Below are 21,810 nucleotides of genomic sequence, written 5' to 3' on the forward strand. Positions count from 1 at the left end.
CGAACCGGCGTTCAATCGGCGTTCAATCGACCTTCAATCCGCTCTCTCGGGCTCCGGCAGCGGCGTTCCGCGGATGTTGGCGACGGTGACCGTCCAGAGGTGGCGGAGGTCGCCGCGGCGGCTGACGAGGAGACCGGTCCCGAGCACGATGTACACGGCCGTGTAAGCGAGCAGCAGGTAGATCGAGTACTGTTCGGCGAGCGCCTCCGGATACAGCCTGATGAACGCGAACTCGGCTATCACCTGCGAGAGGAAGAGGACGAGAAGCGTCACCGCCTCGCGGACGCTGATCCGGAAGTTCACGAGGATGGCAATCGCGAAGAAGCTCTGGGCGGCGGTGAGCCAGATCTCGGCGGCCTGCTTGAAGTCGAACGGCAGCACGCCGTAGGAGCCGAGCGAGATGCTGTAGACGACGGAGAGCGTCCCGATGAGGAGCGTCCACTGGTTCAGCTTCGAGGAGATGAGCGCGTTGAACGCGGCGGTCGAGCGCGCCTTGTTCACCAGGTAGGCCGTCACGATGAGTTCGGGGCTCTCGGAGGCCAGCGGCGCGATCCACTGGATCATGAAGAACTCGGGGATGCCGAACCGAAGCCCGAGCGACTCCAGGCCGTGAGCGAACGGCTCGACCGCGGTGAAGATCAGGAACCCCGAGTAGGCGAACAGCGCGAGGACGATGGGGACGCGGACGCCCCGCGGTCTCGCCTGGAAGTACGCGGGGACGCCGATCTGCTCGTCGTGGTCCTCGACGTCGCCGCGGATGATGATCGCGATGTAGGTGACGTACAGCCCCACGAGAACGATGGTGTCGATGGCGTCGATGCCGCCGTTGAGCGGGACGAAGAAGGCGAAGACCGTCGCGAGGAAGAGAAAGAGGATCTCCGTCGAGATGCTCGGATCGAGTTTGACCGCGTCGCGGAGGGCCCCTTCGCGGTTCACGACGCTCGTGTCCGCCCGCGATCCGGACGTCGCCTTGTAGATCGAGAACAGCGCGATTCCCGACCAGCCCAAGCCGATGAGGATGCGGTTCGCGCCGGTCATGTTCGCGACCGCGAGGTTCGCCTTCGACGGGTCGGTCGCCGCCTGCCACGCGTAGAGCGCGTCGACGGCGTACTCGGGCGCGACCGCGAGCACGGCGAGCACGGCGATGGCGAACGCCCGCGGGACGTCCTTCTCCGCCGTTTCCGCCCCCCACGCGAGGAGGAACGACGCACCGAGGACGGCGAGTCCGGCGACACTCACGACCGTCAGCGGCGCGAACCCCTCGGACAGCCCCGTCGCCCACGAGACGACCCACGGGAGGGTCACGAGGAGCGCTCCCCCCGCGGCGGTGAGCGGGTGGCGCAAGCGAGAAGTCATTACCCGATGTGGCTCGGTGACCCGCCTATCTCTTGCGGTTCACGACGACGCGCGGAACGGCTCTGCGGTCACAGCGACGCGCGAAACGGCCCCACGAGTGACCCCGTGAGACTGGCCGCCGAACCACCATTTAATTCGGTCGCGGGGAGACGACTGAGTATGCAGGTCTACGGACTCCTCGGGAACCCGGTCGAACACTCGCTGTCGCCGCCGATGCACGAGGCCGCCTACGGGGCGCTCGGCATCGACGCGCGCTACGTCACCTTCGAGCCCGATCGCGACGCCGCGGCCGACGCGGTCGACGCCGCCGAAACGCTCGGTATCGCGGGACTGAACGTCACGATCCCGTTCAAGCGAGACGTCCTCGACGCGGTCGAACCGGACGACGTCGCCCGGCGGGTCGGTGCCGTGAACACGATCGACTTCTCCGGCGAGGAGCCGAGCGGGCACAACACCGACGTCGCGGGCGTCGAGCGAGCGTTCACCCACCAGGACGTCGCGATCGACGGCCGCGACGCCGTCCTCGTCGGTGCCGGCGGAGCGGGCCGCGCGGCCGCGTTCGCCCTCGCGGACGCCGGCGCGTCGGTCCACATCGCCAACCGCACGGTCGACCGTGCGGAGTCGCTCGCCGCCGACGTCCCCGGCGCGACCGCCGGCGGTCTCGACACGCTCGATCGCGTCGCCGAGGCCGATCTGCTCGTCAACGCGACGAGCGTCGGGATGGAACCGGACGTCGACGAGACGCCGGTTCCGGCAGAACACCTCCACGGCGACCTGGCCGTCCTCGACGCCGTCTACACGCCGATGGAGACGCGGCTCCTGCGGGACGCGGCGTCGGCCGGCGCGACGACGGTCGACGGCGCGTGGATGCTGCTGTTTCAGGGCGTCGAGGCGTTCGAGCTGTGGACCGGACGCGACGCCCCCGTCGAGGCGATGAACGAGGCGCTGCGAGCGGAACTCGACTGAGATCGGGGGCGGGCGGTCAGCCGTCGTTCTCGGAGATGCATCAACATTTGTCCGCCGCCGGACCGACGGCCGGCCGGTCGATCTCGACCTCGATCAGGATCGAGCTCTGCCCGTCCTCGGGCCGGTGGACCATCCGGTAGGTCTCGCCCTCGCAGGCCGGGTTGAGAGCTCCATCGCTGCCGAACCCGTCGATGTGGGCGTAGTCGCCGGCGGTGAGGGGACCCGATGTCGTCCAGACCTCGTCCCACCGGACCGAGTTCCCGTCGCTGTCGACGACGTAGAAGTCCTCTCCGGGTTCGATCTGTCCGCCGGTGAGCGTGATGTTCACGTACGGACGCGAATCGGTGTTGCCGGCTCCGTCGGCGACGTGTTCCGTCTGGTGGCGGTACTGCGGCGACGGCTCGCCGGGCAGTTCGATCCCGAGCAGCAGGCCGCCGAAGACGGCGACGAGAGCGACGACGATCGCGAGCATCAGCGCCACGCCGACGACGGGCGAGACGCCGCGCCGAGACGAGCGGAGGTGGAGGCGGGGACCCATTGGGAGCGTTTGTGGGTCCGGGGGGAGTAAGTGTTTCTCCGATTTCGAATGCTGTAGCGCGCTTCCCGACGATGAACGCGTCGGCGACGGAGTGGGTTGGCGATGGATCAGTCGTCGGCGTCTGACTCGATCTCCGTCCGCGACGCGCGACGGCTGGCACGCTCGACGAACTCGTCCGGCAGCTCGTCGATCTCGCCGGCCTGGACGCCCCAGAGGTGCGCGTAGAGGTCGTCGTTCGCGATCAGTTCCTCGTGGGTGCCGTGTTCGACGATCCTGCCGTCCTCCAGGACGACGATCCCGTCGGCGTCCTTGATCGTCGAGAGACGATGCGCGATGCTGAACGTCGTGCGGTTCTCGGTCAGGCGGTCCAGCGACCGCTGGATGAGCATTTCCGTCTCGGTGTCGACGTCGGAGGTGGCCTCGTCGAGGACGAGGATGTCGGGATCGCGGAGGACGGCGCGGGCGATCGAGAGCCGCTGGCGCTGCCCCCCGGAGAGCTTCACGCCGCGCTCGCCGATCTCGGTGTCGTAGCCGTCCGGGAGGTTCCGGATGAACTCGTGGGCCTCGGCGGCCTTCGCGGCGTCGACGACCTCCTCCTGGGTCGCGCCGAACGTCCCGTAGCGGATGTTCTCCTCCACCGTCCCGTAGAACATGAACGTGTCCTGGCTGACGTAGCCGATCGACCGCCGGAGGCTCGGCACCGTCACGTCCCGGATGTCGGTGCCGTCGATCGAGATCGAGCCCTCGTCGACGTCGTACATCCGGAGGAGGAGTTTGAGCACGGTCGACTTCCCGGCTCCCGTCGGGCCGACGAGCGCGAGCGTCTCGCCGCCCCCGACGGTGAAATCGACGTCCTCGACGATCGTTTCGTCCTCGTCGTAGCCGAAGCTCACGTCGTCGTAGACGACGCGTCCGTCCTCGACGACGAGGTCCTCGGCGTCCGGGTCCTCGGTGATCTGGGCCGGTTCGTCCATCAGCCCGAAGATCCGCGCGGCGGAGGCGTACGCGCGCTGGTACATATTGATGATCTGCCCGAACTGGGCCATCGGCCAGATGAACCGCTGGGTGAGGAGGATGAACCCGACGAACTCGCCGGGCGTGAGCCCCCCGGTGAAAAACAGCGGCGCGCTGCCGGTCTGCTGGTAGGTGAGCACCCAGATCCCGCCGAGGAAGAACGTGAGGATGAACCCGATCCCCGAGAGCAGTCGCAGGCCCGGGAAGAACTTGATCCGCGTCCCGATCGCGTCCCAGTTGGCGTCGAAGTACTCCTGGGAGACGTCGTCGACGCGGTCGGACTCGAAGTCCTCGGTGTTCGAGGACTTGATCACCTGGATGCCGCCGAGGTTGTTCTCCAGCCGGGAGTTCAACTGGCCGACCGACGAGCGGACGTCGGCGTACTTCGGCTGGATGGTCTTGACGAAGCGGTAGGTGAAGAAGCCGATGAGCGGAACGACGGTGAGCGTGACGACCGCCAGTTGCCAGTTCCAGAACAGGAGAATCGCCGAGATGCCGAGTACCATCACGCCGAGACGGAACGCCGAGTTCATCCCGTCGTTGAGGAAGCGCTCCAGTCTGTTGACGTCGTTCGAGAGGATCGACATCATCTCGCCGGTCTGCTTATCGGCGAAGAAGTCCATGTTCAGCCGCTGCATCTTGTCGTAGGTGTCCGTCCGGATCGCGTGCTGGATGTGCTGGGCGAAGGAGTTCCACCCCCAGTTTCGGGTCCAGTGGAACGCCGCGCCGCCGAAGAAGGCGATCACGATCAGCCCGACCGAGAAGTAGAGCTGTTCGGCCTGCCCCGCCGGCAGCCACGCGTCCGGGACGAGCCACAGCGAGAACGGCCGCTCGTCGAAGAATATCGAGTCGACCGCGACCGTCAGGAGGACCGGCGGGAGGAGGTCGAGCAGGCGTGCAACGACGCTGGACGTCAGTCCGACGACGAAGGCGAACGCGTTCTCGCGACCGTACTCGTCGAACAGCCGGCGCATCGGGTTCTCCGCGCGCTCGCGCTGGCGTTCGAACGGGTCGTCCTCCTGGAGGGGACTGTCCATCACCGTGTTTCAGGCCTCGTCAGTACTAAAGGGTTCTATCGGCACACCGCATCCCGCTCGCGATTACAGGGGGCGCTCTTCGATCTCCGGATCGACGCCAGCGGCGTCGAGGTCCTCGCGGATGCGCGTTCGAAGCGGGTCGGGGACGGTGTCGCGGCCGACGGGTACGGCGGTCTCGCCGTCGCCTTTCACCTTCCAGTAGAGGACGCACTCGGAGGGGCCGTAGAACTCGATGCTGTAGCGGTCGTCCGCGCCGCGGTAGTGGACACGGGCGGCGTACCCCTCCGCGCGCCAGCCGTCGAGCGTGCCGAGGGCGTCGACTGCGTCGGTCTGGTCGCTCATACGCCGCGAGAGGCGGGCGTGGGCCCTCGGGCTTTCGGTTCCGGGACGGCCTCACGACCCGCCCGACGGGCCCCACTCGCCCGCGATCTCGACCCGGTCGCCGGCCTCGATGCCGTGTTCGACCGTGTAGTTGTACGGCACTTCGAGCACGTACTGGCCGCGGCCGCGGTAGCGCGTCAGATCGCTCCCGGACGTCCCCTCCGGCGGGGGTTCGGCGTGGTGGACTGCGGTGATCGTTCCCCCGCTGTCGACGAAGACGATGTCGATCGGGAACGCCATCCCGCGCATCACGTAGGCGTACTCGTCCTCCTCGCCGTGGACGAACAGCATCCCTTCGTTCGCGCCGAGGGAGTCGGTCTCGCTGAGCCCCGTGTAGCGCTTCGAGCGCGTGTCGGCGACGCGGACGGTCACCGACGCCAGCGTCTCACCGCTCTCGGCGTCGAGGACGTCGACCGTCGTCCGCTCGTACTCGCCGGTCGGGAGGAGTCCCGGGTTGCTCGCGACGGCGACGATGCCGACCGCGAGGAGGAGGCCGATCGCGAGTACGACGGCGGCGAACCGCGATCGATCGGCCATACGCCGCAGTTCGGGCGCGTGGGGGTAAGGATTCCGCCGTTCGGGATTGGAAACCGTTTTATTCGCGTGCGGATTCCTTCGACGTGCGGGCTCGTGGTCTAGTGGTTATGACGCTTCCCTTACAAGGAAGAGACCGGTGGTTCGAATCCGCCCGAGCCCATGAGAACCGCCGAACGACGTGAGGCGTGTTCGATTCTCCGAGGTCGGATTCGAATCAGGGAGCGAACGGAGTGAGCGACCGAGGTTCGAATCCGACCGAGCCCACTCGGATTACGCACGGTTTCTAAGGCACCGATTTTCGGGCCTTAGAGACGTTCTTTCCCAATCTTCTCTGATTTCGGCAGTATGTGAGCGGGGTTTGATTTTCCCGAACTCACTCGGCTTTCGTATGGCTCCCGCCTCCGTCTGGGATTCTGCGTTATCCGAACCACCCCGTGAGGGCGGGGCCGAGTTGGTCTCCGGCTACACGTCTGGTGTGATCGCCGCGAGCCCGATACGGAGCATTCAGTACTTGTACAGCGAGACGACGAACGGAAGGCGGTCGTACATCCAGGCCGCCACCGGGAGTCCGACGATAGTGATCGAAGCGAGCCACGCGATCGACATCCAGACTCCGCTCGCCCACCATCCGATGGAGGAAGTAAACTGCGCGAACCACGATCGAGAGCGTCGTGTCACGCTGCTCGACGGTGACATCCGCACCGGAGTCGTTCTGATTCTCTGACGGTGAGGTGCTCATCGATGAGACCACGTTGGGAATGCGGTTAACATCGCGGACCCACCGCTAAATGACACCCTCAAGCAGTGCGCAACGACGGAGCGACGTCGACTGTATATCGATCGTCGCGGAGCCTATGTGGTGGCAGAAATATTATCGGATATAATCATTAATAATAGTTAACTACCCTGTCATCGTACCCCTATCGAGGAAGCGGTATGATAGCAATCAGCGAAAGACCGAATGAGACAGGTGATGTTTTATGATAATACCTAATCCGCTTCGGGCGGCCAAAAATCTCGGGAGAGGTGTGAATTCCCTGCTGTTCGGTACTCGGGATCGAGGGAGCGATCAGCGGGATCGAGATCGACGGAACGATCAGCGGTCTCGGGGCCGCCGGGACGATCGAAGCGGCCGGAACCGTCGGGACGAAACATCACCACGCCGGCGAGATCACCGAACAGACGAACGCCAGCGGGATCGAGATGAGCGCGACCGGACACGGGTGAGGAGCCGCAGGGGGAGCAGTGCCAATCGAGACGAGGGCCGGCGCAGACGGCGCAGGTAACGCCGATCCGCGCCTGCTCACCGCTGTTGGTGAGGTAATTCCCACATAGTTCAGGGGGACGTGATACGGAAGCAACAGCGGCTCTCTCTTCGAGCGCTTCGGAATCGAGCGATTCGGTTCAACCCCATATTCGCTCTCTCAAAAGCGGATCACGTCTCAGTAGACGTGGAACCCACCGCTGCGATTTCTATCAGCGGGTTTCCATCCAGACATACAGGAGAAGTATGGCGATCAGATACAGCGTCATCCCTCCGACGACGCCCCACGTCAGCACGCTCGACGGGTCGAAGTTAGCCCAGACACGGACGACACCGATCAAGACCAACGTGAAGCCAAGCATTTCACTTTGGATCAGTATTCGGGCGCCGCTCCATCGGGGATCGAGCACCACAACGCTGTTGACAACACCAAAGAGCCCAAACCAGCCCGCCAAAATTCGTGCCGTGAAAGGGGAGACCGTCCACGGCCACACACCGATCATGAGTTCCGGGACGGCAAACAGGACGACAGCACCGACTGTGACGATCGCTCCGATGCCGCCACCGAGCACCCGCACCGCTCGTGGAAGCCGGGGATCACCTCCTATCAGTTCCCCAGGATCGGTCCGCCGATTGAGTGCCCAAATGGCTGGAATGAGGACAGGGGTGACTGCGTAGAGGAAGACCCAGAGGTCGAACGCGAAGTGACTGTGGTTGAAGTTCTCCCAGTGGAGCACAGTGGCGATCGCCATCAACCACGTGAATGTCGTGATGCCGAGGAAGACCGGGGCGACAGTGTGCCACTCGTCGGCAGTCGAAACCCGATAGAAGAAATACACACCTGCCCCATAGCCTGCGCCCATGACGATCGGCGTCATTTCGGGCCTGATGGTCCACGCGAAGTATCTAGCGGTCTGATCGGGCAGTCCGTAGAGGATCACGACTGCCGCGGCTAGAAACGGGATAATGACGCGCGCGACCCATCGGGTAATCTGGAGAACCTGTCCGTCTCGGGCAGCGGGACGCGTCCACCTTCGAAGAGCCGTGTCGGACTTGGTCATTGTTATCACTTGTGTCATATATTACTCCACGGATACGAATATATGCGTTTCTCTAGGAAGTAACGAATACAGCCGCCATATCTTGTACGCAGCTCCTAACAGTAGTCGGGTATCTTTCGGTCTACCTTCCGTCTTCTGAGTCGTCCGATCAGTCTTACCCGACCAACGAGGAGGCGTACCGTTCGACTCCGTTCTCGGAAGCGATTACAGAAACGCCCCCAATCCGAGAGAGTCCCCGGACGGAGCGGTACGAAAGTTCATCGTAACCGGCCCCGGAAATCCGGATACCACACGCCGCGGCTTATCGGATCCCGCACTGTCGGCGACGCAACCCACTCGTCCCGCCGATCACCAGCGCGACCTCGTCGACCGAGACGAGCCGGCACCCGAGAATCACCTGCTCCCGTCTCTCGACGACGGCATCACCCTGCTGGACTCGAGGGGGCCGTAGCGTCTCCGTCCTGCAGACACTCGTCTTGGATCACCTGCTGCTGAACGAGGGGCCCGCGTTCCGGGTCGACGCGAACGGCCACGCGACCACGACGCACCTCGCTCGCCTCGCGCCGAGTCAGCGCCTCCTCGATCGCATCCACGTCGCCCGCGGCTTCACGCCGTACCAGCACTACAGCGCCGTCTGCGACCTCTCGGAGGAAGTCAACCGACGGATCCGTGATTCAGTGCCGGGGCGGATAACCCCCGGCACACGCGACACGCGGTAGTCCCGCCCGAGCCCACTGATTTTGTGCGAGCGACAGCGAGTCGTGTTCGATTCTCCGAAAGTGGCCCGAGACGGAGAGCTTAGATATTCAAATCGGCATACCGAGCCCACTTCCAACGGTACGAATTCCGACGGCCGCCAGCCCGGCGACCCACGGGAGCGAATACAGCCAGTAGGTCTCGTACGGCCTGACGAACAGCAGTGCGCCGAAGAGTCCCGCCGCGCCGCCGACGAGCGAAAGGAGCCGTCCGTGTCTCATCCCACCTCCGTCCGGCAGCGTCGCTCGTTTTGTGACGATCGCAACGGCTCCGGCGAGAGCGAGCAGAAGTAACGGCCACAGCCGCCCCACGAGATCGAACGTGTACACTCTCCACGCTCGCTGGCCGACCCAGAGTGACGGTCCGTAGGCGGTGAAGTACTGCTCTGCGACGCCGAGGCTCCAGTAGAGGCTCCCGACGAACGACGGCCATCCCCAGATCACCAACACGGTGCCGTACGCGGCGGCGACGACACCGACGGCTGGGACGGCGAAGCGAATCATCCACCGTCGGAGCGAAACGTCCTCTGTGCGACCGTGTAGCGCCCACCAGCAGACGACCGGCACACCGATGACGAGGTACTGCGAGAACAGGATCGCCACCGCAGAGGCCGTTCCGGCGAGTTCCGCCCGTCGAACGGACAGAGCGAACAGGAACGCACAGACCGCGAAGGAGCGGACGTTGACGGCGTGCCCGTTAACGAGCGGCACGACGAGGACGAATCCGGTCGCCGCCAGAATCCCCGTTCGCCGCATACCGTTTCGGACGAACAGGTGATAGAGGAGAACGGCGCTGAGTCCGTTCGCGAGCGCGACACAGAGCAGGAACGTGAACGCGTACGCGTCGGTGGCGGCGACGAGAATGTTGAAGAACTCGAACAGCGGCGGTTTGTTATCCACTGCGGGGTCGACGTATAATGCGGCTCCGTTACGGACTGCCCGCGCCAGTGGTTGCCACACGAGCCGCGCGTCGGGGTGGAGCATCGTGTCGCCGGTGAGCAGGCGGAAGTATCGAACGCTGGCCTGCGCGACGGTGAGAACGAGGAGACCAACACCGAAGGCGATTTGTCGGTAGGGCGTCAGATAGCCGCGTCTCTGGAGTAACAGAGTGGAGGGCTCGCTGGAGGGCATAACGCGAGGTTTTCAGCAGATCGACTTATAACTTGACTCGATTTACAGCGGCGGGCTCTCATCGACTGTCGACGACTTCGATCGTTCCCGTTGCACCGATCGTCTCGTGCGGTGCGCAGTGAAACCGGTACGTCCCCGGCACGGTGAACTCGTGTTCGTGTTCGTACCCCTCGTTGTACGCCTCCTCGGGTCCGTCGGGCGTTCCCCGCCAGTCTGCGCTGTCCGGTTGGCGGTCGACGACGATGTTGTGCGAATCCGTTCGCCAGACGAAGACCACGGTCGTTCCGGTGAGAACACGAAGTAGGGAATCCGTCCCCGGGAAGAATCCGAACTCGCCATCGGGTCCAACGTCTACGGTTACCCGATCGTCGCTCACGGGCGTTCGTGTCTCGGTTGCGGTGTCTCCGCTGCGGTCCGCCGCTCGTTCGATCGAGGACCTGAGACAGCCTGCGAGCCACGGTATTCCGACTGTCGCCGCAGAGAGGAGATCACGGCGCGACCGTCGTCCGTCCGATCGGTCGGCGTCGAACTCAGACATCCGTCGGGGAAGGATACCTCCGTAGTGTAGATAGCCTTTTTGTCACGTGGGCCGGGTTAATAACACTGTTCTGTCCGACAGTATCGGTCGACGTAACGTCTCGAAGCCGCCCGCTATGGCTCACACTGTCGGCCGGTATCGACTCGACGACCGACCCATCGGTGTTCTTCGACGGCGCGGCGATCCGAAACCCTTTTTTATATACTCGGCATCGGTCGAAATGCGCGCCGCCTTAGCTCAGACTGGGAGAGCACTCGACTGAAGATCGAGCTGTCCCCGGTTCAAATCCGGGAGGCGGCATCCGGTTTCTACACGATTTCAATTTGAGTAGCTTTTGTACTCGACTGAAGATCGAGCTGTCCCCGTTCCCGCGAGCGAAGCGAGCGGGAAGCCGAAAGACGAGCGGCAGCGAGTCTTTCGGAAGTTCACAATCCGGGAGGCGGCATTTCCCTACGAAGAAGTGAGCAGTGACGACACTCCCGACTGGATTCGAACCAGCGAGCAAATCTGTGATCTGCAAGTGAGGTCCACACGCCCAGAGGCGGAATCCCTTTTCGACACGGCCCGCATTCGGGGGCAGTACGCACTCGACCGAAGGCCGATCTGCCTCCATTCCCACGAGCGGATTGCGCGTCCGATCCGCTCACTCGACGTAACACTTCTGTCGTTCCGTCCACAGCACGGCGTAGAGGACGACGACGACGCTCGGGATCGAAAACCCGAGCAGTTCCACGAGCGTCGCGTTCGGAAACTGCATCGTCGCCAACTGCTGAATCCCGACCAGGACCGCCAGGATACTGAAGATCGACACGACGACGTTCTTCCCGAACGTGTACTTCATGTCCCGGCGAACTTCCACCGAGTCGTTCACGCTCATATCCACCTTGTCCCGCTCGGTGCTCGGGATGAACACCTCGGGGTGCGTGTCGTTTCGATCGACGATTCTGAGGAGGTGGTCGTCCCCGTCGGCCGGGGTCACGATTCGTTCGTCGCGGTCGAGCGGTGGTAGACACTTCGCCGTCACGGACTCGTCGCGCCACGTGAGTACCACTCTGTCTCCGGGGTCGATTCCGAGCTGTTCGATGACAGTCCGATCGAGCCGCACGATGTTCCGTCGCTCGTCCTGCTCGTATCCGGGGAGGACGCGCACGTGCATCGCGTTGTAGTCGACGAAGCGTTCTCCGAGTTCTTCCGTGAACCGTCGACGCAGCGTCCGTTCGGGATTCGACTCCAGTGCGCTGGTCGGGCGGATTTTGACTGTGCTTCGCGTCGCGTCCACGTCGACCGGCGAGACGTCCAACAGGGCTGCGATGTCGTTGTGGAGACGGATATCGTCCTTGTCGAACTGTCTCTGTACGTACTTCTTGGCCCGCAATTGGATCCGGCGGCCGTTCGTCCGGTTTATGGCTTCGATGTATTCCCCGGGTTCGATGTCGATATCGACCTCGTCGCTCTCGAAGAAATCGCGGTGGATGTGGCAGACGTCGTGATCGATGTAGCCGCGCTTCTGCTGCTGCGTGTGGGAGGTCTCGCGACGGACCGTCATCGTCCGCGACGAGACCGCCGAGGGAGAAATGACCACGCGGGAGTTCCCCTCCTCGACGCTGCAGCCGATCTCGTTCTGGAGGTTCGTCCGAATACAGATCTTGTGGCGGCCGTCGTCCGTCCGGTGATACTCCGAGGGATGGTACGAGGCGAAGGAGGCAGCCAACAACGACCGCGTGTACTTCTCGTCGGTCACGTCGGCCGCACGGATGTCGACGTAGTCGTATTCCTCGATCCCCAGCCGATCGAGCAGTTCCTCGGGCAGTATCACCCAGTTACTCAGTTTATCCAGGTCGTTGTCCCAGCTCGTATCGTGGAACGCGGAGATCGTATCGCAGACGGCCTCGACCTCCTCGGTCTCCTCCAGCGGAATTCCGTCGACTTCGTACACCGGGACGAACGCGCCGCTACTGTCGTCCCACTCGGCGGTTGTCCGCAGGAACGCTTCGCGGAACTGCCGACTGAGAGCCGCGTCGTACAGCTCACCCAACAGGCCGATTCCGGCCATCAGCCGCGCGTGGTACACGTCGTTCTTCGCCGGCTTTGGCCCCTCCGGAATCGCGTCGGGCGCGTACACGTACGTCTGGATTTCCTCCGGGACGTCGAATCCCCGCGACGCGAGCTGCGCCTCGGACGGATACGGCTCGATCGCCGGCGGATCGTACGTCCGGAGCTCGTATGGCGACTCGGTCCGACCGACGATCTCGAACTCCTCATCAGTTAGTCCGCGAATGATCGTCCCGTTGATGACGTCGCTCTCATCGCCCGTGTAGCGGACGTCCAGCATCGTGCCACCCCGCGGCGACTCCATCGAGTAGTGCCGCCTGAAGCCTCGGACCCTGACCGGAACGACGTCGATCCGGTCGGATACCTCCCACCACGCCTCCAGCTCGTCGCGCCTGATCAGCGGCGCGTCGGTCTCGCTGTCGTAAACCGCTTCGATAGCGGGTGACGGATTCCGCGTCCGCGAAACGATGCTGAGCGGCGAAATGAGGCTCCCGTACGCGAAGATAGAGTGACCGTCCACGTCCGAATCGACGTCCGGTGTCTCGTCGGCCATCAGCCGTGGTTCGGCGACGGATCAAAAATATCACCCGATCCGTCGTCTCCGGTCGAGAGTCCGTCTCGCGAGCCGGCCACGGCACGATCCGGCGTCTCGATCGACCGGGGGAGGAACTACTTACAGCTGAAACCGCAGCTCCAGCCGACGAACCAGGTCCCGCACGGCCTCCTGTTTGAAGTAGCCGATCGCCGAGAGCGCGATCACGGCGGCGACGAGCGCGATCCCTTCGAGGAACCGCCCGCTCGCCAGTTCGCCGCCGGCGTAGACGGTGATCACGTAGGCGGGGAGGCGGCCGATGCTGATCACCGCGATGAACGTCCGAAGCCGCAGCGGCGTGAGCCCGCTCAGGAAACAGATCGCGTCGTCGGGGAGGCCGGGGATGATGACGAACGCGAACAGACCCGGCGCGCCGACCCGCTCGACGAACTCGTCGAAGCGGTTGACGACGTCCTCGTGGAGGATGTCCTCGACGAACGAGCGGCCGTAGCGCTTCGCGAGGCTGAACGCCACTGCGCTGCCGATCAGGACGCCCGTGAGGCTGTAGACCGTGCCCCAGAACGGACCGAACAGGTAGCCCGCGACGAGCGCGACGACCTGCCCCGGGATCGGAGCCACGACGACCTGGAGGGCCTGGACGAACACGAAGACGAGCGGGGCGAAGATACCGAACTGGGCGATCCACGCGCGGAGTTCCGCGGCGTCGAAAATGAACGACGCGTACCGGCGCGTCGCGAGATAGAGCCCGAAGAACGCGACCGAGACGAGGAGTAAAATGAGAATTCCGCGCCAGCGGTCCGCCCTCGACGAGAAGAGTCTCATTCCTCTGCTGGGAGGGTACAAACGGACTTCAATCTTGCCTGTTCGGCGATCTGTGGTGACTGCCGGTCGCGCTCCTACGGGAAGCTAGTTCGCGGCGGGACCCAATCTGGGTTCGTCTCGGGCGGAGGCGGTGAAGTCGCCGCGGTCAGCTTCGGCGACCGCTGCGATCCTCGCTTACGGGGCCCTCCGGTGTTGTTTCCCCAGTACCCGGACTGTCATACGGACGCGTGGTCCGCCCGGACGACACCCCTGCGGACGCTTATGGTCTCTCCACGGCATCACAGCCGTTCGCGATACTCCAGTTCTCCGTCGAAGGCGTTCTCGAGGATCCCCTCGAGATCCTCGACGTCGGTCGTCCTCGGATTGCCCGTCAGGCTGCCGTCTTCGAGCGCCTGTTCGGCCAGCCGCGGGATCGCCTCTCGCTCGGCAGCCGTCTCCTGGAGCGTGTCCGGGATGCGGACGGACTCACCCAGCCGGCAGACCGCGCGGACGGCTCTGTAGCCCTCGACTGCGGCGGGCTTCGTGCGGTCGACGTCCTCTCCGAGCGCCTCGGCGATGTCGACCATCAGTTCGGGGGCCTGCGGGAGGTTGTACTCCATCACGTACGGGAGGATGATCGCGTTCGCGAGCCCGTGCGGGACCCCGAACGCGCCGCCGACCTGGTGGGAGATGGCGTGGACCGCGCCGAGACCCGCCCCGTTGAACGCCATCCCGGCCTGCATACTGGCGCGGGCCATCTTCGAGAGGGCCTCGCGGTCGCCGCCGCGGTACTCCACCGCCTGCGGGAGGTGTTCGCCCACCGTCTCGATCGAATCGAGCGCGAGCGCCGACGTCTGGCTCTGCGCCTTGATCGACACGTACGCCTCGACGGCGTGCGTGAGCACGTCCATTCCCGTCGCGGCCTTGATCGGGGCGGGCGCGCTGGCGGTGAGTTCGGGATCGACGAGCGCCAGATCCGCCAGCAGTTTCACGTCGCCGATCTCCTCTTTTATGTCGGTCTCCGTGTCCTTGACGATGGTCCAGTGGCCGACCTCGCTGCCGGTCCCGGCCGTCGTCGGGACGTAGATGCTCGGCGGCGGCTGATTCGGGACGTTGCCGCTCCCCGTGTAATCGAGGATGTGCCCGTCGTTCGTCGCGACGATGCTCGCCGCCTTCGCCGTGTCGATCGACGACCCCCCGCCGACCCCGACGATGAGGTCCGCGCCGGCGGCGTCGTACGCGTCGGCGGCGTCGTGGACGATCCGGTCCGTCGGGTCCGGCTGGACGCCGGACCAGACCTCGTAGTCCGCACCCGCTTCCTCGATCGAATCGAGGAGCGAGTCGAGGACGCCCGCCTGCACGACGCCCTCGTCGGTGACGACGAAGGCTCGCTCGGCGTCGAATGTCTCTACGTACGTTCCGATCTCCGATGCGGCACCCCAGCCGAAGAGCATCCTGTTGGGGGCGTTCCACAGTTCCAGTGAGTCTGTCATAGTCGTGTGTCGTGAATCAGTTCGTGGGCGAGATCGGCGGGGACGGTCGCGTCACTCGGCCCGCTGTGTCCGGATCGTGTCCGCTTCGGCGCATCACTATTCTGTCTCATATATGTGGTGCGTTAAGTGTGGTCACGGACACGTACGTCGTGAGCGGTGGTTTTCCCGTGGGCTCGATCGGCCCCGGGCAGCGAATTCAGCGGTTCACTCTCCATCGAGCGGGTACTTCGGCCGCTGGACCTGTTCGTAATCGAACGACGAGAGGTCGGGGCTGCACAGTCCGGGCGCGGATACCTCCCTGATCGTCCCGGCGATCGGTTCGAAAGCCGCTCGGTAGTGAACGGTGCTCTTCAGGACCAGCACGCGCTGTCGTTCGGGGGTAACTCCCTGGCTCCGGAACACCTCCGGGTCGTACGGCTGCTGACGGTGGGAGCCGACGATCACGTCGATTCCGTCGATTTCGAGCACCGCCGTCCGCTCGAAGGAGACCTGCAATCCGGTCGACATCGGCCCCTGATTTCGGTAGGTGCCGTCCGAGAGGGATCGGACGTAGGCATCGACGGAGATCGGATCGCCGTTGTCCTCGATGTGCCCGCCCAGTTCGACGGAGAGCGACTCCCCCACGCCGGCCTCGACCGCCGCGTCGACCGCCGCCGGGTCGTAGATGGCGGCGACGGCGACGTCCTCGACACCCGCCTCCAGCAGCGCCTCCAGGATCACGGTGCCGTCCTCGGCGCTCCCGCCACCGGGGTTGTCCGCGATGTCGGCGAGCAGCAGCGGGCCCTCGGTCGCGTCCCAACCGCTCGCCTCCTCGACCGCCTCCGCGACGCTCGTGTACGACCGATCGAACTCGTGGCGTCGGTCGTCGGCCTCGGCCGCGATTCCGGCGCAGTCGTCCCGCGTCTCGTCTGCGAGGGACTCGTCGGTGACGCCGACGACGCTGAACCCGGCCTCGGGGACGTCAGCGTACGCGAACCCGCCGAAGACCGAGACGTCCGGTACCTGCGCGGACTCGGCGTCGCCCGCGGCGTCGAGCAGCGACGCCATCGGTTCGTCGGCCGTCTGGAGCACCGGAAGCGGCGGCAAGAGCGGCGCTCGCTCGACGACGATCGTCGGATCCAGTCCCCCGTTCAGCGTCGCGGCCATCGCCCGCGCGGCCGTCTCGCCGGTCTCCCCGATATCGACGTGCGGGTAGGTGTCGTACCCGAAGAGGCCGTCGGCGTGGTCGACCATCCGATCGGAGATGTTCGCGTGGAGATCCAGCGTCGCCATCACCGGGACGTCCTCGCCCGCGGCCTCGCGCACGCGTTCGAGGATGTAGCCATCGCCGTCGCGGTCGCGCTCCGATACCATCGCGCCGTGGAGACCGAGCAGGACGGCGTCCGGGTCGGACTCTTCGATCCCCGCGAGCAACCGCTCGACGAACGCGTCGAGCGCATCGGCGGTCACGACGCCGCCGGGGGTCGCGTTCGCCGCCACCGTCGGAACGACCTCCCATCCTTCTTCGTCCGCGACGCGGAGGAACCCCCCGAGATCCGTGTTCGTCCCGCGGAACTCGGGCACGATTTCGCCACCTCGGAACAGCGACGTCGACTCGAACTCCGCGCGACCGGTCGACAGCGACGAGAACGTGTTCGTCTCGTGTTTGATCCGGGCGACGAGGACGGTCTCCGTCATCGGTAGGGGTCCTCCATCTCGTCGAACTCGACGACGACGCTGTCGACCGTCGTGAACGCCTCGACGCCTTCGAGGCCGCCCTCCCGGCCGATACCGCTCTCCTTGTTGCCGCCCCACGGGCTCTGCGGCATCGACACCGGGAAGGTGTTGATCGCGACCAGGCCGTGATCGAGGCGGTCGGCCATCCGGGCGGCGTCTATGCTCTCGGTCCAGATCGCCGCGGCGAGGGCGTACGGCGAGTCGTTGGCGACCGAGAGTGCCTCCTCGGTCGAGCCGACGGGAACGATGGACAGCACCGGCCCGAAGATCTCCTCGCAGGCGACCGTCATCGACGGGTCGACGTCGTCGAAGACGGTCGGCTCGACGAACGTTCCCCCGGCGAGCGCGTCGTCGTCGGGGACGCCGCCGCCGGTCAGAAGCGTCGCGCCCTCCTCTTTCGCCGACTCGACGTACGAGAGGATGTCCTCGCGGGCGCCCTCGGAGATCACCGGCCCCATGTCCGTCTCGGGGTCGATGCCGGGGCCGAGCGTGATGCGCTCGGTCTTCTCGACGATCTTCTCGACGAGCTCGTCGTGGACGGACTCGTGGACGAGACACCGCGAGGTCGCGACGCAGTTCTGCCCGGCGTTCGAGAAGATGCCCGCGACGACGCCCCGCGCGGCGTTTTCGAGGTCGGCGTCGGGCAGGACGATCGAGGGCGCTTTCCCGCCCAGTTCGAGGTCGACGGGCGTGATGTGCTCCGCCGCGGATTTGAGGACGCCCTTGCCGACGCCGGTCGATCCGGTGAACGTGATGGCGTCGACGTGCGCGTTCGCGGACAGTTCGGCCCCGACCTCGCCGCCAGGGCCCGGAACGACGTTGACGACGCCGTCGGGGAACTCCTCCAGCAGGATCTCGCCGATCCACATCGTCGACAGCGGGGCCTGCGTCGGCGGCTTCGCGACGACGGTGTTGCCCGTCGCCAGCGCGCTCGCGATCCCGCGCGTCCCCAGGAGGAGGGGGTAGTTCCACGGGACGACGTGGGCGGTGACGCCGTAGGGGACGCGACGGGTGTAGTTCAGGCGGTTCGACGCCGTCGGAACGGTGTCGCCGCGGACCTTGTCGGTGACGCCCGCGTAGAACCGGAACTGAGCGGCGGTCTCGGCGACCTCGCCTTCGGCCGTCGCGAGACACTTGCCCGTCTCTCGGGAGAGGAGTTCAGCGATGTCGTCGGCTTCGGCCTCGATTCGATCGGCGACGGCGCGGAGCGGCCGCTCGTACTCGACGGGCGAGCGCGCTTCCCACTCTCGTTTCACCGCGTCTGCCGCCTCGATGGCCGTCCGCGCGTCGCTCGCATCGCCCTCCGCGACGCGCCCCACCGCCTCGCCCGTCGCCGGATCCGCGACTCGGATCGTCTCCGGCGTCGAGCGACGGTCTCCGTCGATCAACAGTTCGTAGGATACCATACCCCCACTGGCCGAGAAGCCCGCCTAAGCGTTGCCCGGTTGATGTGGGAGTTTTTATATACCGACGCGCGGCCCGGACCCGATCCCGCGGAACGGACGCCATCGGAGCGGTCGCCCACAACGAGGGTTCTTCTGTCGTGCTACGAGTTCGCATAAAAGCAGCCGCAAGCCTGCGGGTGAACTCATATACTCCGATAGGGACCTCAGTAGCCTATTCCGATGACCACGTTTTCAGAGTACGACAACGTCCGGCTCGTGTGGACGGATCTCAACGGCGTCGCCCGCGGGATCACCGTCCCGGGCGAGGAGGCCGAACACGCACTGGAGGAGGGCGTCGGGTTCGCAAACGGCGTCGCGGAACTGACGCTCGAACCCGGACTGCTCGATAACCCACACTACGGGGCGGAGGGCGGGGATATGATGGCGGTTCCCGACGTCGACTCCGTGACGCCCGTCGAGTGGGCCGACGACACGGCCGCCGTCTTCACCAGCCTCAGCAACGTCGATGGGTCGCCGTTCGATCTGTGCTCCCGAGGCGCGCTCGAAAACGTCCTGGACGAACTCGAAGACGAAGGATACCGGGCGCTCGCGGGCGTCGAAACGGAGTTCTCGCTGCTCAGCCCGGACGGGGACGGCGGCTGGGTCCCGTACAACGACCGCTGTTCGTACGACCTCGACGCCATCGACATGAGCTCGGAGCTCATCTCGGAGTGGCGCTCGGCGATGGAGACCGCCGGCTACAACGTCCTCGGCGTCCACCAGGAGTCCCAGCCCGGACAGTACGAGGTCAACATCGAGTACGACGACGCGCTGACGACCGCGGACGGCATCATGTTCTTCCGGCATATGGCCAAATCGGTCACCCGGAAGCACGGCCACAAGGCGTCGATGATGCCGCGGCCCCACTCCGGCGAGGACGCCAACGGCCTCCATTTCCACCTCTCGCTTTGGGACCTCGACGAATCCGAGAACCAGTTCGCCAGCGACACCGGCGACATCCGGTTCCCGGCCGGGAAACACCCGGCGGGCGAGTCGGGCCTCTCCGAGGAGGGCCGGTACTTCATCGGCGGCCTCCTCGAACACATGAAGGCGCTGACGGCGATCTGTGCGCCGACCGTCAATTCCTACAAGCGGTTGTTGCCGGGCATCTGGGCCCCGGTCAACATCGCTTGGGGGCCGGACAACCGCTCGACCGTCCTCCGACTGCCGCCGGAACTCGGGCCGGCGACGCGCGTCGAACACCGCGTCCCCGACTCGTCGTGTAACCCCTACCTCGGGATGGCGGCGTCGCTCGCGGCGGGGCTCGACGGCATCCGCAACGAGATCGATCCCGGTGAGCCGACCCTCAAGAACGCCTACGAGGAGGACTACGAGCGCCTGCCGCGGACGCTCTGGTCGGCGCTCGACCACCTCGAAGCCGACGACGTCCTCGTCGAGATGCTCGGGCCGTCGCTGGTCGAGTCGTTCGTGAAACTCAAGCGCGACGAGTTCAACCGCTCGATGGACCACATCTCGTCGTGGGAGCGCGACGAGTACCTCGACGAGTTCTAGTTCTTCTGGACACCCATCCGATCCGGGCGGTCGAGCATCGGCGCGACCGCCTTCAGGATCTTCGCCTCCGACCGGCGGAGGTGTTCGCCGACGGTCGAGGTGTTCGCGGAGTCGAGTTCGGCCAGTTCCTCGATGTTACACGACCGCGGCGAGTCGTAGTACCCCTCCTCGATCGCCCGAGAGAGCACTTCGAGTTGGCGCGGCGAGAGGTCCTGGACCGCCTCTTTGACCTCCGTCAGGCCGGTGAGAAGCCCGTCGAGGTCGGGCGAGCGGAGCGAGTCGACGTCGACGGAGCCGATCTGTCGCAGTTCGTCGTGAGCGGTGCTCACCTGCTCGTGGCTCGACGCGAGGACGCTCCAGTGCTCGCGGCCGCGAGCGACCGTCGCCGGAATCGTCGGGAAGCAGCTGTTCCGCAGCAGGACGTTCAGCACGGGCTCGGTGTCGGTGTCGTAATCGCCTGAGAGGCTGACGAACGCCTTCTGTCGCCTGTCGTCGTAACTGACGAGTTGGCTCGTGTTCATCACGGGGTGGTCTTCGAGCCACGCGACCAGTTCGTCGAGTTCTCCCTCCTCGATCCGCGTCAACTCGACCATCGTGATGCTCGTTCCGGTGAGGCGGTAGGAGTAGATGATCGTCGCTCTCACCCCTGGAAAGGTGTCGTTGAGGTCGGCGGTCCAGCAGCCCCGGTGTTTGATACTGAACGTGTATTCGAGCATAGTCGGCGTCGTGCCGTCTGACAGCCTCCCGTTACGCATACGGATATATACGGTATCGGATGCCGGCAAATACGCCGGACCGGTTCCGGATTGTCCGCTTATCGGGCGCAAAAACCGATGGTGACGCTCACTCGCCCTCGTCGACGCTCCGGTATTCGAGCACCGCCGCGCCGATGACGAGCAGAATCGACACGTAGAAGATGAGCGACGCCACGGCCGGCACGACCGGCGTGAAGCCCTGCGTCATCCGGCCGTGGATCCACGTCGTGATCGTACTCTGTGGGCCCGAGAGGTAGGAGACGATGTAGTAGTTGTTCCACGAGAGCACGAACGCGAAGATCGCCCCGGAGACGACGCCGTCGGCGATCAGCGGCAGCAGGATCTTCCGATACAGCGTCACGGTGTCGGCTCCGAGGTCCTTCGCCGCCTCCTCGATGTTCGGGTCGATCCCCAGCGCGGTGATCGAGACGACGAACATCACGATGGGCGAGATCCAGACCAGTTCGCCGATGATCGACGGGACGACCCCGTAGCCGAGGTTGATCTGACTCGCCCACATCGACATCCCCAGTCCGAGGAGGATGAGCGGGAAGAAGATCGGCAGCAGCGCGAACAGTTTGAACTGCTCGCGGAACGGGAACTCATACCGCGTGTACGCGATGGCGGCCGCCGTCCCGATGATCGTACTCAGGATCGTGACCGGGACGGAGATGTACACCGTGTTGGTGAACGCCCCGCGGACGCTGCCCGAGGTGAGCGCCGCCTCGTACCAGTTGAGCGTGAACTCGTAGTCCACGATCGAGAAGAACCGGCCGTCGTAGAACGACGCGATGACGAGGCTCACGAGCGGCGTCATCAGGAAGAGCGCGACGAGTCCGACGTAGACGTACCAGAGGCCGTCACCGAATCTGTCGCCGAGCCCCGAGGAGTGTTTCGTGCTCATA

The 21,810-nt window shown here is 65.1% G+C and carries 18 protein-coding genes, 2 tRNA genes and 1 pseudogene; 6 read left to right on the forward strand and 15 right to left on the reverse strand.

Annotated elements, in window-relative coordinates; all coding sequences use genetic code 11:
- Nucleotides 1–33 precede the first annotated feature (33 nt).
- On the reverse strand, nucleotides 34–1,356 hold the full coding sequence (locus NO876_RS09135; protein ID WP_256421373.1) for a sodium:calcium antiporter: 1,323 nt from the start codon (nucleotides 1,354–1,356) through the stop codon (nucleotides 34–36).
- Nucleotides 1,357–1,515: 159 nt separating this feature from the next.
- Between NO876_RS09135 and NO876_RS09140 the strand changes: the two genes are divergently transcribed.
- A complete protein-coding gene (locus NO876_RS09140; RefSeq protein WP_256421374.1) occupies nucleotides 1,516–2,322 on the forward strand; it encodes a shikimate dehydrogenase in 807 nt (268 codons plus the stop codon).
- A gap of 40 nt (nucleotides 2,323–2,362) precedes the next feature.
- Here NO876_RS09140 and NO876_RS09145 read toward each other — a convergent pair whose 3' ends face one another.
- From NO876_RS09145 to NO876_RS09160, 4 genes are all read right to left on the reverse strand, one after another.
- Nucleotides 2,363–2,860 (reverse strand): type IV pilin domain-containing protein, encoded by a 498-nt coding sequence (locus NO876_RS09145; protein WP_256421375.1) that lies wholly within the window; start codon nucleotides 2,858–2,860, stop codon nucleotides 2,363–2,365.
- Between the two features lie 107 nt (nucleotides 2,861–2,967).
- Nucleotides 2,968–4,911, reverse strand: a complete 1,944-nt coding sequence (locus tag NO876_RS09150) for an ABC transporter ATP-binding protein (protein ID WP_256421376.1) — start codon at nucleotides 4,909–4,911, stop codon at nucleotides 2,968–2,970.
- A gap of 63 nt (nucleotides 4,912–4,974) precedes the next feature.
- Entirely contained in the window at nucleotides 4,975–5,253 is a 279-nt protein-coding gene (locus NO876_RS09155) for a DUF7538 family protein (RefSeq protein WP_256421377.1), read from the reverse strand.
- A 51-nt stretch (nucleotides 5,254–5,304) separates the two neighbouring features.
- Nucleotides 5,305–5,829: a DUF192 domain-containing protein gene (locus NO876_RS09160; RefSeq protein ID WP_256421378.1), complete on the reverse strand. Its 525-nt coding sequence runs from the start codon at nucleotides 5,827–5,829 to the stop codon at nucleotides 5,305–5,307.
- 87 nt (nucleotides 5,830–5,916) lie between these two features.
- Here NO876_RS09160 and NO876_RS09165 point away from each other — a divergent pair.
- Nucleotides 5,917–5,989: transfer RNA gene (locus NO876_RS09165), tRNA-Val, on the forward strand.
- A 228-nt stretch (nucleotides 5,990–6,217) separates the two neighbouring features.
- Entirely contained in the window at nucleotides 6,218–6,553 is a 336-nt protein-coding gene (locus NO876_RS09170; RefSeq protein ID WP_256421379.1) for a hypothetical protein, read from the forward strand.
- Nucleotides 6,554–7,305: 752 nt separating this feature from the next.
- Here NO876_RS09170 and NO876_RS09175 read toward each other — a convergent pair.
- A complete protein-coding gene (locus NO876_RS09175; RefSeq protein ID WP_256421380.1) occupies nucleotides 7,306–8,172 on the reverse strand; it encodes a hypothetical protein in 867 nt (288 codons plus the stop codon).
- 379 nt (nucleotides 8,173–8,551) lie between these two features.
- Between NO876_RS09175 and NO876_RS09180 the strand changes: the two are divergent.
- Nucleotides 8,552–8,831, forward strand: a pseudogene (locus NO876_RS09180) (hypothetical protein); the annotation flags it as partial.
- A 129-nt stretch (nucleotides 8,832–8,960) separates the two neighbouring features.
- On the opposite strand, the gene NO876_RS09185 reads toward NO876_RS09180, so the two are convergent.
- Nucleotides 8,961–10,040: a hypothetical protein gene (locus tag NO876_RS09185; RefSeq protein WP_256421381.1), complete on the reverse strand. Its 1,080-nt coding sequence runs from the start codon at nucleotides 10,038–10,040 to the stop codon at nucleotides 8,961–8,963.
- Nucleotides 10,041–10,098: 58 nt separating this feature from the next.
- The gene (locus tag NO876_RS09190; protein WP_256421382.1) at nucleotides 10,099–10,578 is read right to left on the reverse strand and encodes a plastocyanin/azurin family copper-binding protein; all 480 of its coding nucleotides are present in this window, start codon (nucleotides 10,576–10,578) and stop codon (nucleotides 10,099–10,101) included.
- 226 nt (nucleotides 10,579–10,804) lie between these two features.
- Here NO876_RS09190 and NO876_RS09195 point away from each other — a divergent pair.
- Nucleotides 10,805–10,878, forward strand: a tRNA-Phe gene (locus tag NO876_RS09195).
- Between the two features lie 343 nt (nucleotides 10,879–11,221).
- On the opposite strand, the gene NO876_RS09200 is transcribed toward NO876_RS09195, so the two are convergent.
- The 5 genes from NO876_RS09200 to NO876_RS09220 form a co-directional block, all read right to left on the reverse strand.
- The gene (locus tag NO876_RS09200; protein ID WP_256421383.1) at nucleotides 11,222–13,183 is read right to left on the reverse strand and encodes an AbrB/MazE/SpoVT family DNA-binding domain-containing protein; all 1,962 of its coding nucleotides are present in this window, start codon (nucleotides 13,181–13,183) and stop codon (nucleotides 11,222–11,224) included.
- Between the two features lie 120 nt (nucleotides 13,184–13,303).
- Nucleotides 13,304–14,005 carry a TVP38/TMEM64 family protein gene (locus NO876_RS09205; RefSeq protein ID WP_256421384.1) on the reverse strand — a complete coding sequence of 234 codons (702 nt, stop codon included), beginning with the start codon at nucleotides 14,003–14,005 and terminating at the stop codon, nucleotides 13,304–13,306.
- A gap of 278 nt (nucleotides 14,006–14,283) precedes the next feature.
- Nucleotides 14,284–15,477: an iron-containing alcohol dehydrogenase family protein gene (locus NO876_RS09210; protein ID WP_256421385.1), complete on the reverse strand. Its 1,194-nt coding sequence runs from the start codon at nucleotides 15,475–15,477 to the stop codon at nucleotides 14,284–14,286.
- 204 nt (nucleotides 15,478–15,681) lie between these two features.
- A complete protein-coding gene (locus tag NO876_RS09215) occupies nucleotides 15,682–17,154 on the reverse strand; it encodes a M81 family metallopeptidase (protein WP_256421386.1) in 1,473 nt (490 codons plus the stop codon).
- A complete protein-coding gene (locus NO876_RS09220) occupies nucleotides 17,151–18,599 on the reverse strand; it encodes an aldehyde dehydrogenase family protein (protein WP_256421387.1) in 1,449 nt (482 codons plus the stop codon). The genes NO876_RS09215 and NO876_RS09220 overlap by 4 nt, the downstream gene beginning before the upstream one ends.
- 219 nt (nucleotides 18,600–18,818) lie before the next feature.
- Here NO876_RS09220 and NO876_RS09225 point away from each other — a divergent pair, with 219 nt between their 5' ends.
- The gene (locus NO876_RS09225; RefSeq protein ID WP_256421388.1) at nucleotides 18,819–20,150 is read left to right on the forward strand and encodes a glutamine synthetase family protein; all 1,332 of its coding nucleotides are present in this window, start codon (nucleotides 18,819–18,821) and stop codon (nucleotides 20,148–20,150) included.
- On the opposite strand, the gene NO876_RS09230 is transcribed toward NO876_RS09225, so the two are convergent.
- Nucleotides 20,147–20,866: a helix-turn-helix domain-containing protein gene (locus NO876_RS09230; RefSeq protein ID WP_256421389.1), complete on the reverse strand. Its 720-nt coding sequence runs from the start codon at nucleotides 20,864–20,866 to the stop codon at nucleotides 20,147–20,149. The genes NO876_RS09225 and NO876_RS09230 overlap by 4 nt on opposite strands.
- Before the next feature lie 127 nt (nucleotides 20,867–20,993).
- Nucleotides 20,994–21,809, reverse strand: a complete 816-nt coding sequence (locus NO876_RS09235) for an ABC transporter permease (protein ID WP_256421390.1) — start codon at nucleotides 21,807–21,809, stop codon at nucleotides 20,994–20,996.
- Between the last annotated feature and the right edge of the window lies 1 nt (nucleotide 21,810).

The organism is Halobellus rarus, from assembly GCF_024494595.1.
GTDB lineage: Archaea > Halobacteriota > Halobacteria > Halobacteriales > Haloferacaceae > Haloquadratum > Haloquadratum rarum.

Coding starts and splice junctions, on each gene's coding strand:
- NO876_RS09135 (WP_256421373.1), bottom strand. CDS start 1,356: ATGACTTCTCGCTTGCGCCACCCGCTCACCGCCGCGGGGGGAGCGCTC.
- NO876_RS09160 (WP_256421378.1), bottom strand. CDS start 5,829: ATGGCCGATCGATCGCGGTTCGCCGCCGTCGTACTCGCGATCGGCCTC.
- NO876_RS09230 (WP_256421389.1), bottom strand. CDS start 20,866: ATGCTCGAATACACGTTCAGTATCAAACACCGGGGCTGCTGGACCGCC.
- NO876_RS09210 (WP_256421385.1), bottom strand. CDS start 15,477: ATGACAGACTCACTGGAACTGTGGAACGCCCCCAACAGGATGCTCTTC.
- NO876_RS09155 (WP_256421377.1), bottom strand. CDS start 5,253: ATGAGCGACCAGACCGACGCAGTCGACGCCCTCGGCACGCTCGACGGC.
- NO876_RS09150 (WP_256421376.1), bottom strand. CDS start 4,911: ATGGACAGTCCCCTCCAGGAGGACGACCCGTTCGAACGCCAGCGCGAG.
- NO876_RS09225 (WP_256421388.1), top strand. CDS start 18,819: ATGACCACGTTTTCAGAGTACGACAACGTCCGGCTCGTGTGGACGGAT.
- NO876_RS09200 (WP_256421383.1), bottom strand. CDS start 13,183: ATGGCCGACGAGACACCGGACGTCGATTCGGACGTGGACGGTCACTCT.
- NO876_RS09185 (WP_256421381.1), bottom strand. CDS start 10,040: ATGCCCTCCAGCGAGCCCTCCACTCTGTTACTCCAGAGACGCGGCTAT.
- NO876_RS09140 (WP_256421374.1), top strand. CDS start 1,516: ATGCAGGTCTACGGACTCCTCGGGAACCCGGTCGAACACTCGCTGTCG.
- NO876_RS09190 (WP_256421382.1), bottom strand. CDS start 10,578: ATGTCTGAGTTCGACGCCGACCGATCGGACGGACGACGGTCGCGCCGT.
- NO876_RS09145 (WP_256421375.1), bottom strand. CDS start 2,860: ATGGGTCCCCGCCTCCACCTCCGCTCGTCTCGGCGCGGCGTCTCGCCC.
- NO876_RS09170 (WP_256421379.1), top strand. CDS start 6,218: ATGGCTCCCGCCTCCGTCTGGGATTCTGCGTTATCCGAACCACCCCGT.
- NO876_RS09215 (WP_256421386.1), bottom strand. CDS start 17,154: ATGACGGAGACCGTCCTCGTCGCCCGGATCAAACACGAGACGAACACG.
- NO876_RS09175 (WP_256421380.1), bottom strand. CDS start 8,172: ATGACACAAGTGATAACAATGACCAAGTCCGACACGGCTCTTCGAAGG.
- NO876_RS09205 (WP_256421384.1), bottom strand. CDS start 14,005: ATGAGACTCTTCTCGTCGAGGGCGGACCGCTGGCGCGGAATTCTCATT.
- NO876_RS09235 (WP_256421390.1), bottom strand. CDS start 21,809: ATGAGCACGAAACACTCCTCGGGGCTCGGCGACAGATTCGGTGACGGC.
- NO876_RS09220 (WP_256421387.1), bottom strand. CDS start 18,599: ATGGTATCCTACGAACTGTTGATCGACGGAGACCGTCGCTCGACGCCG.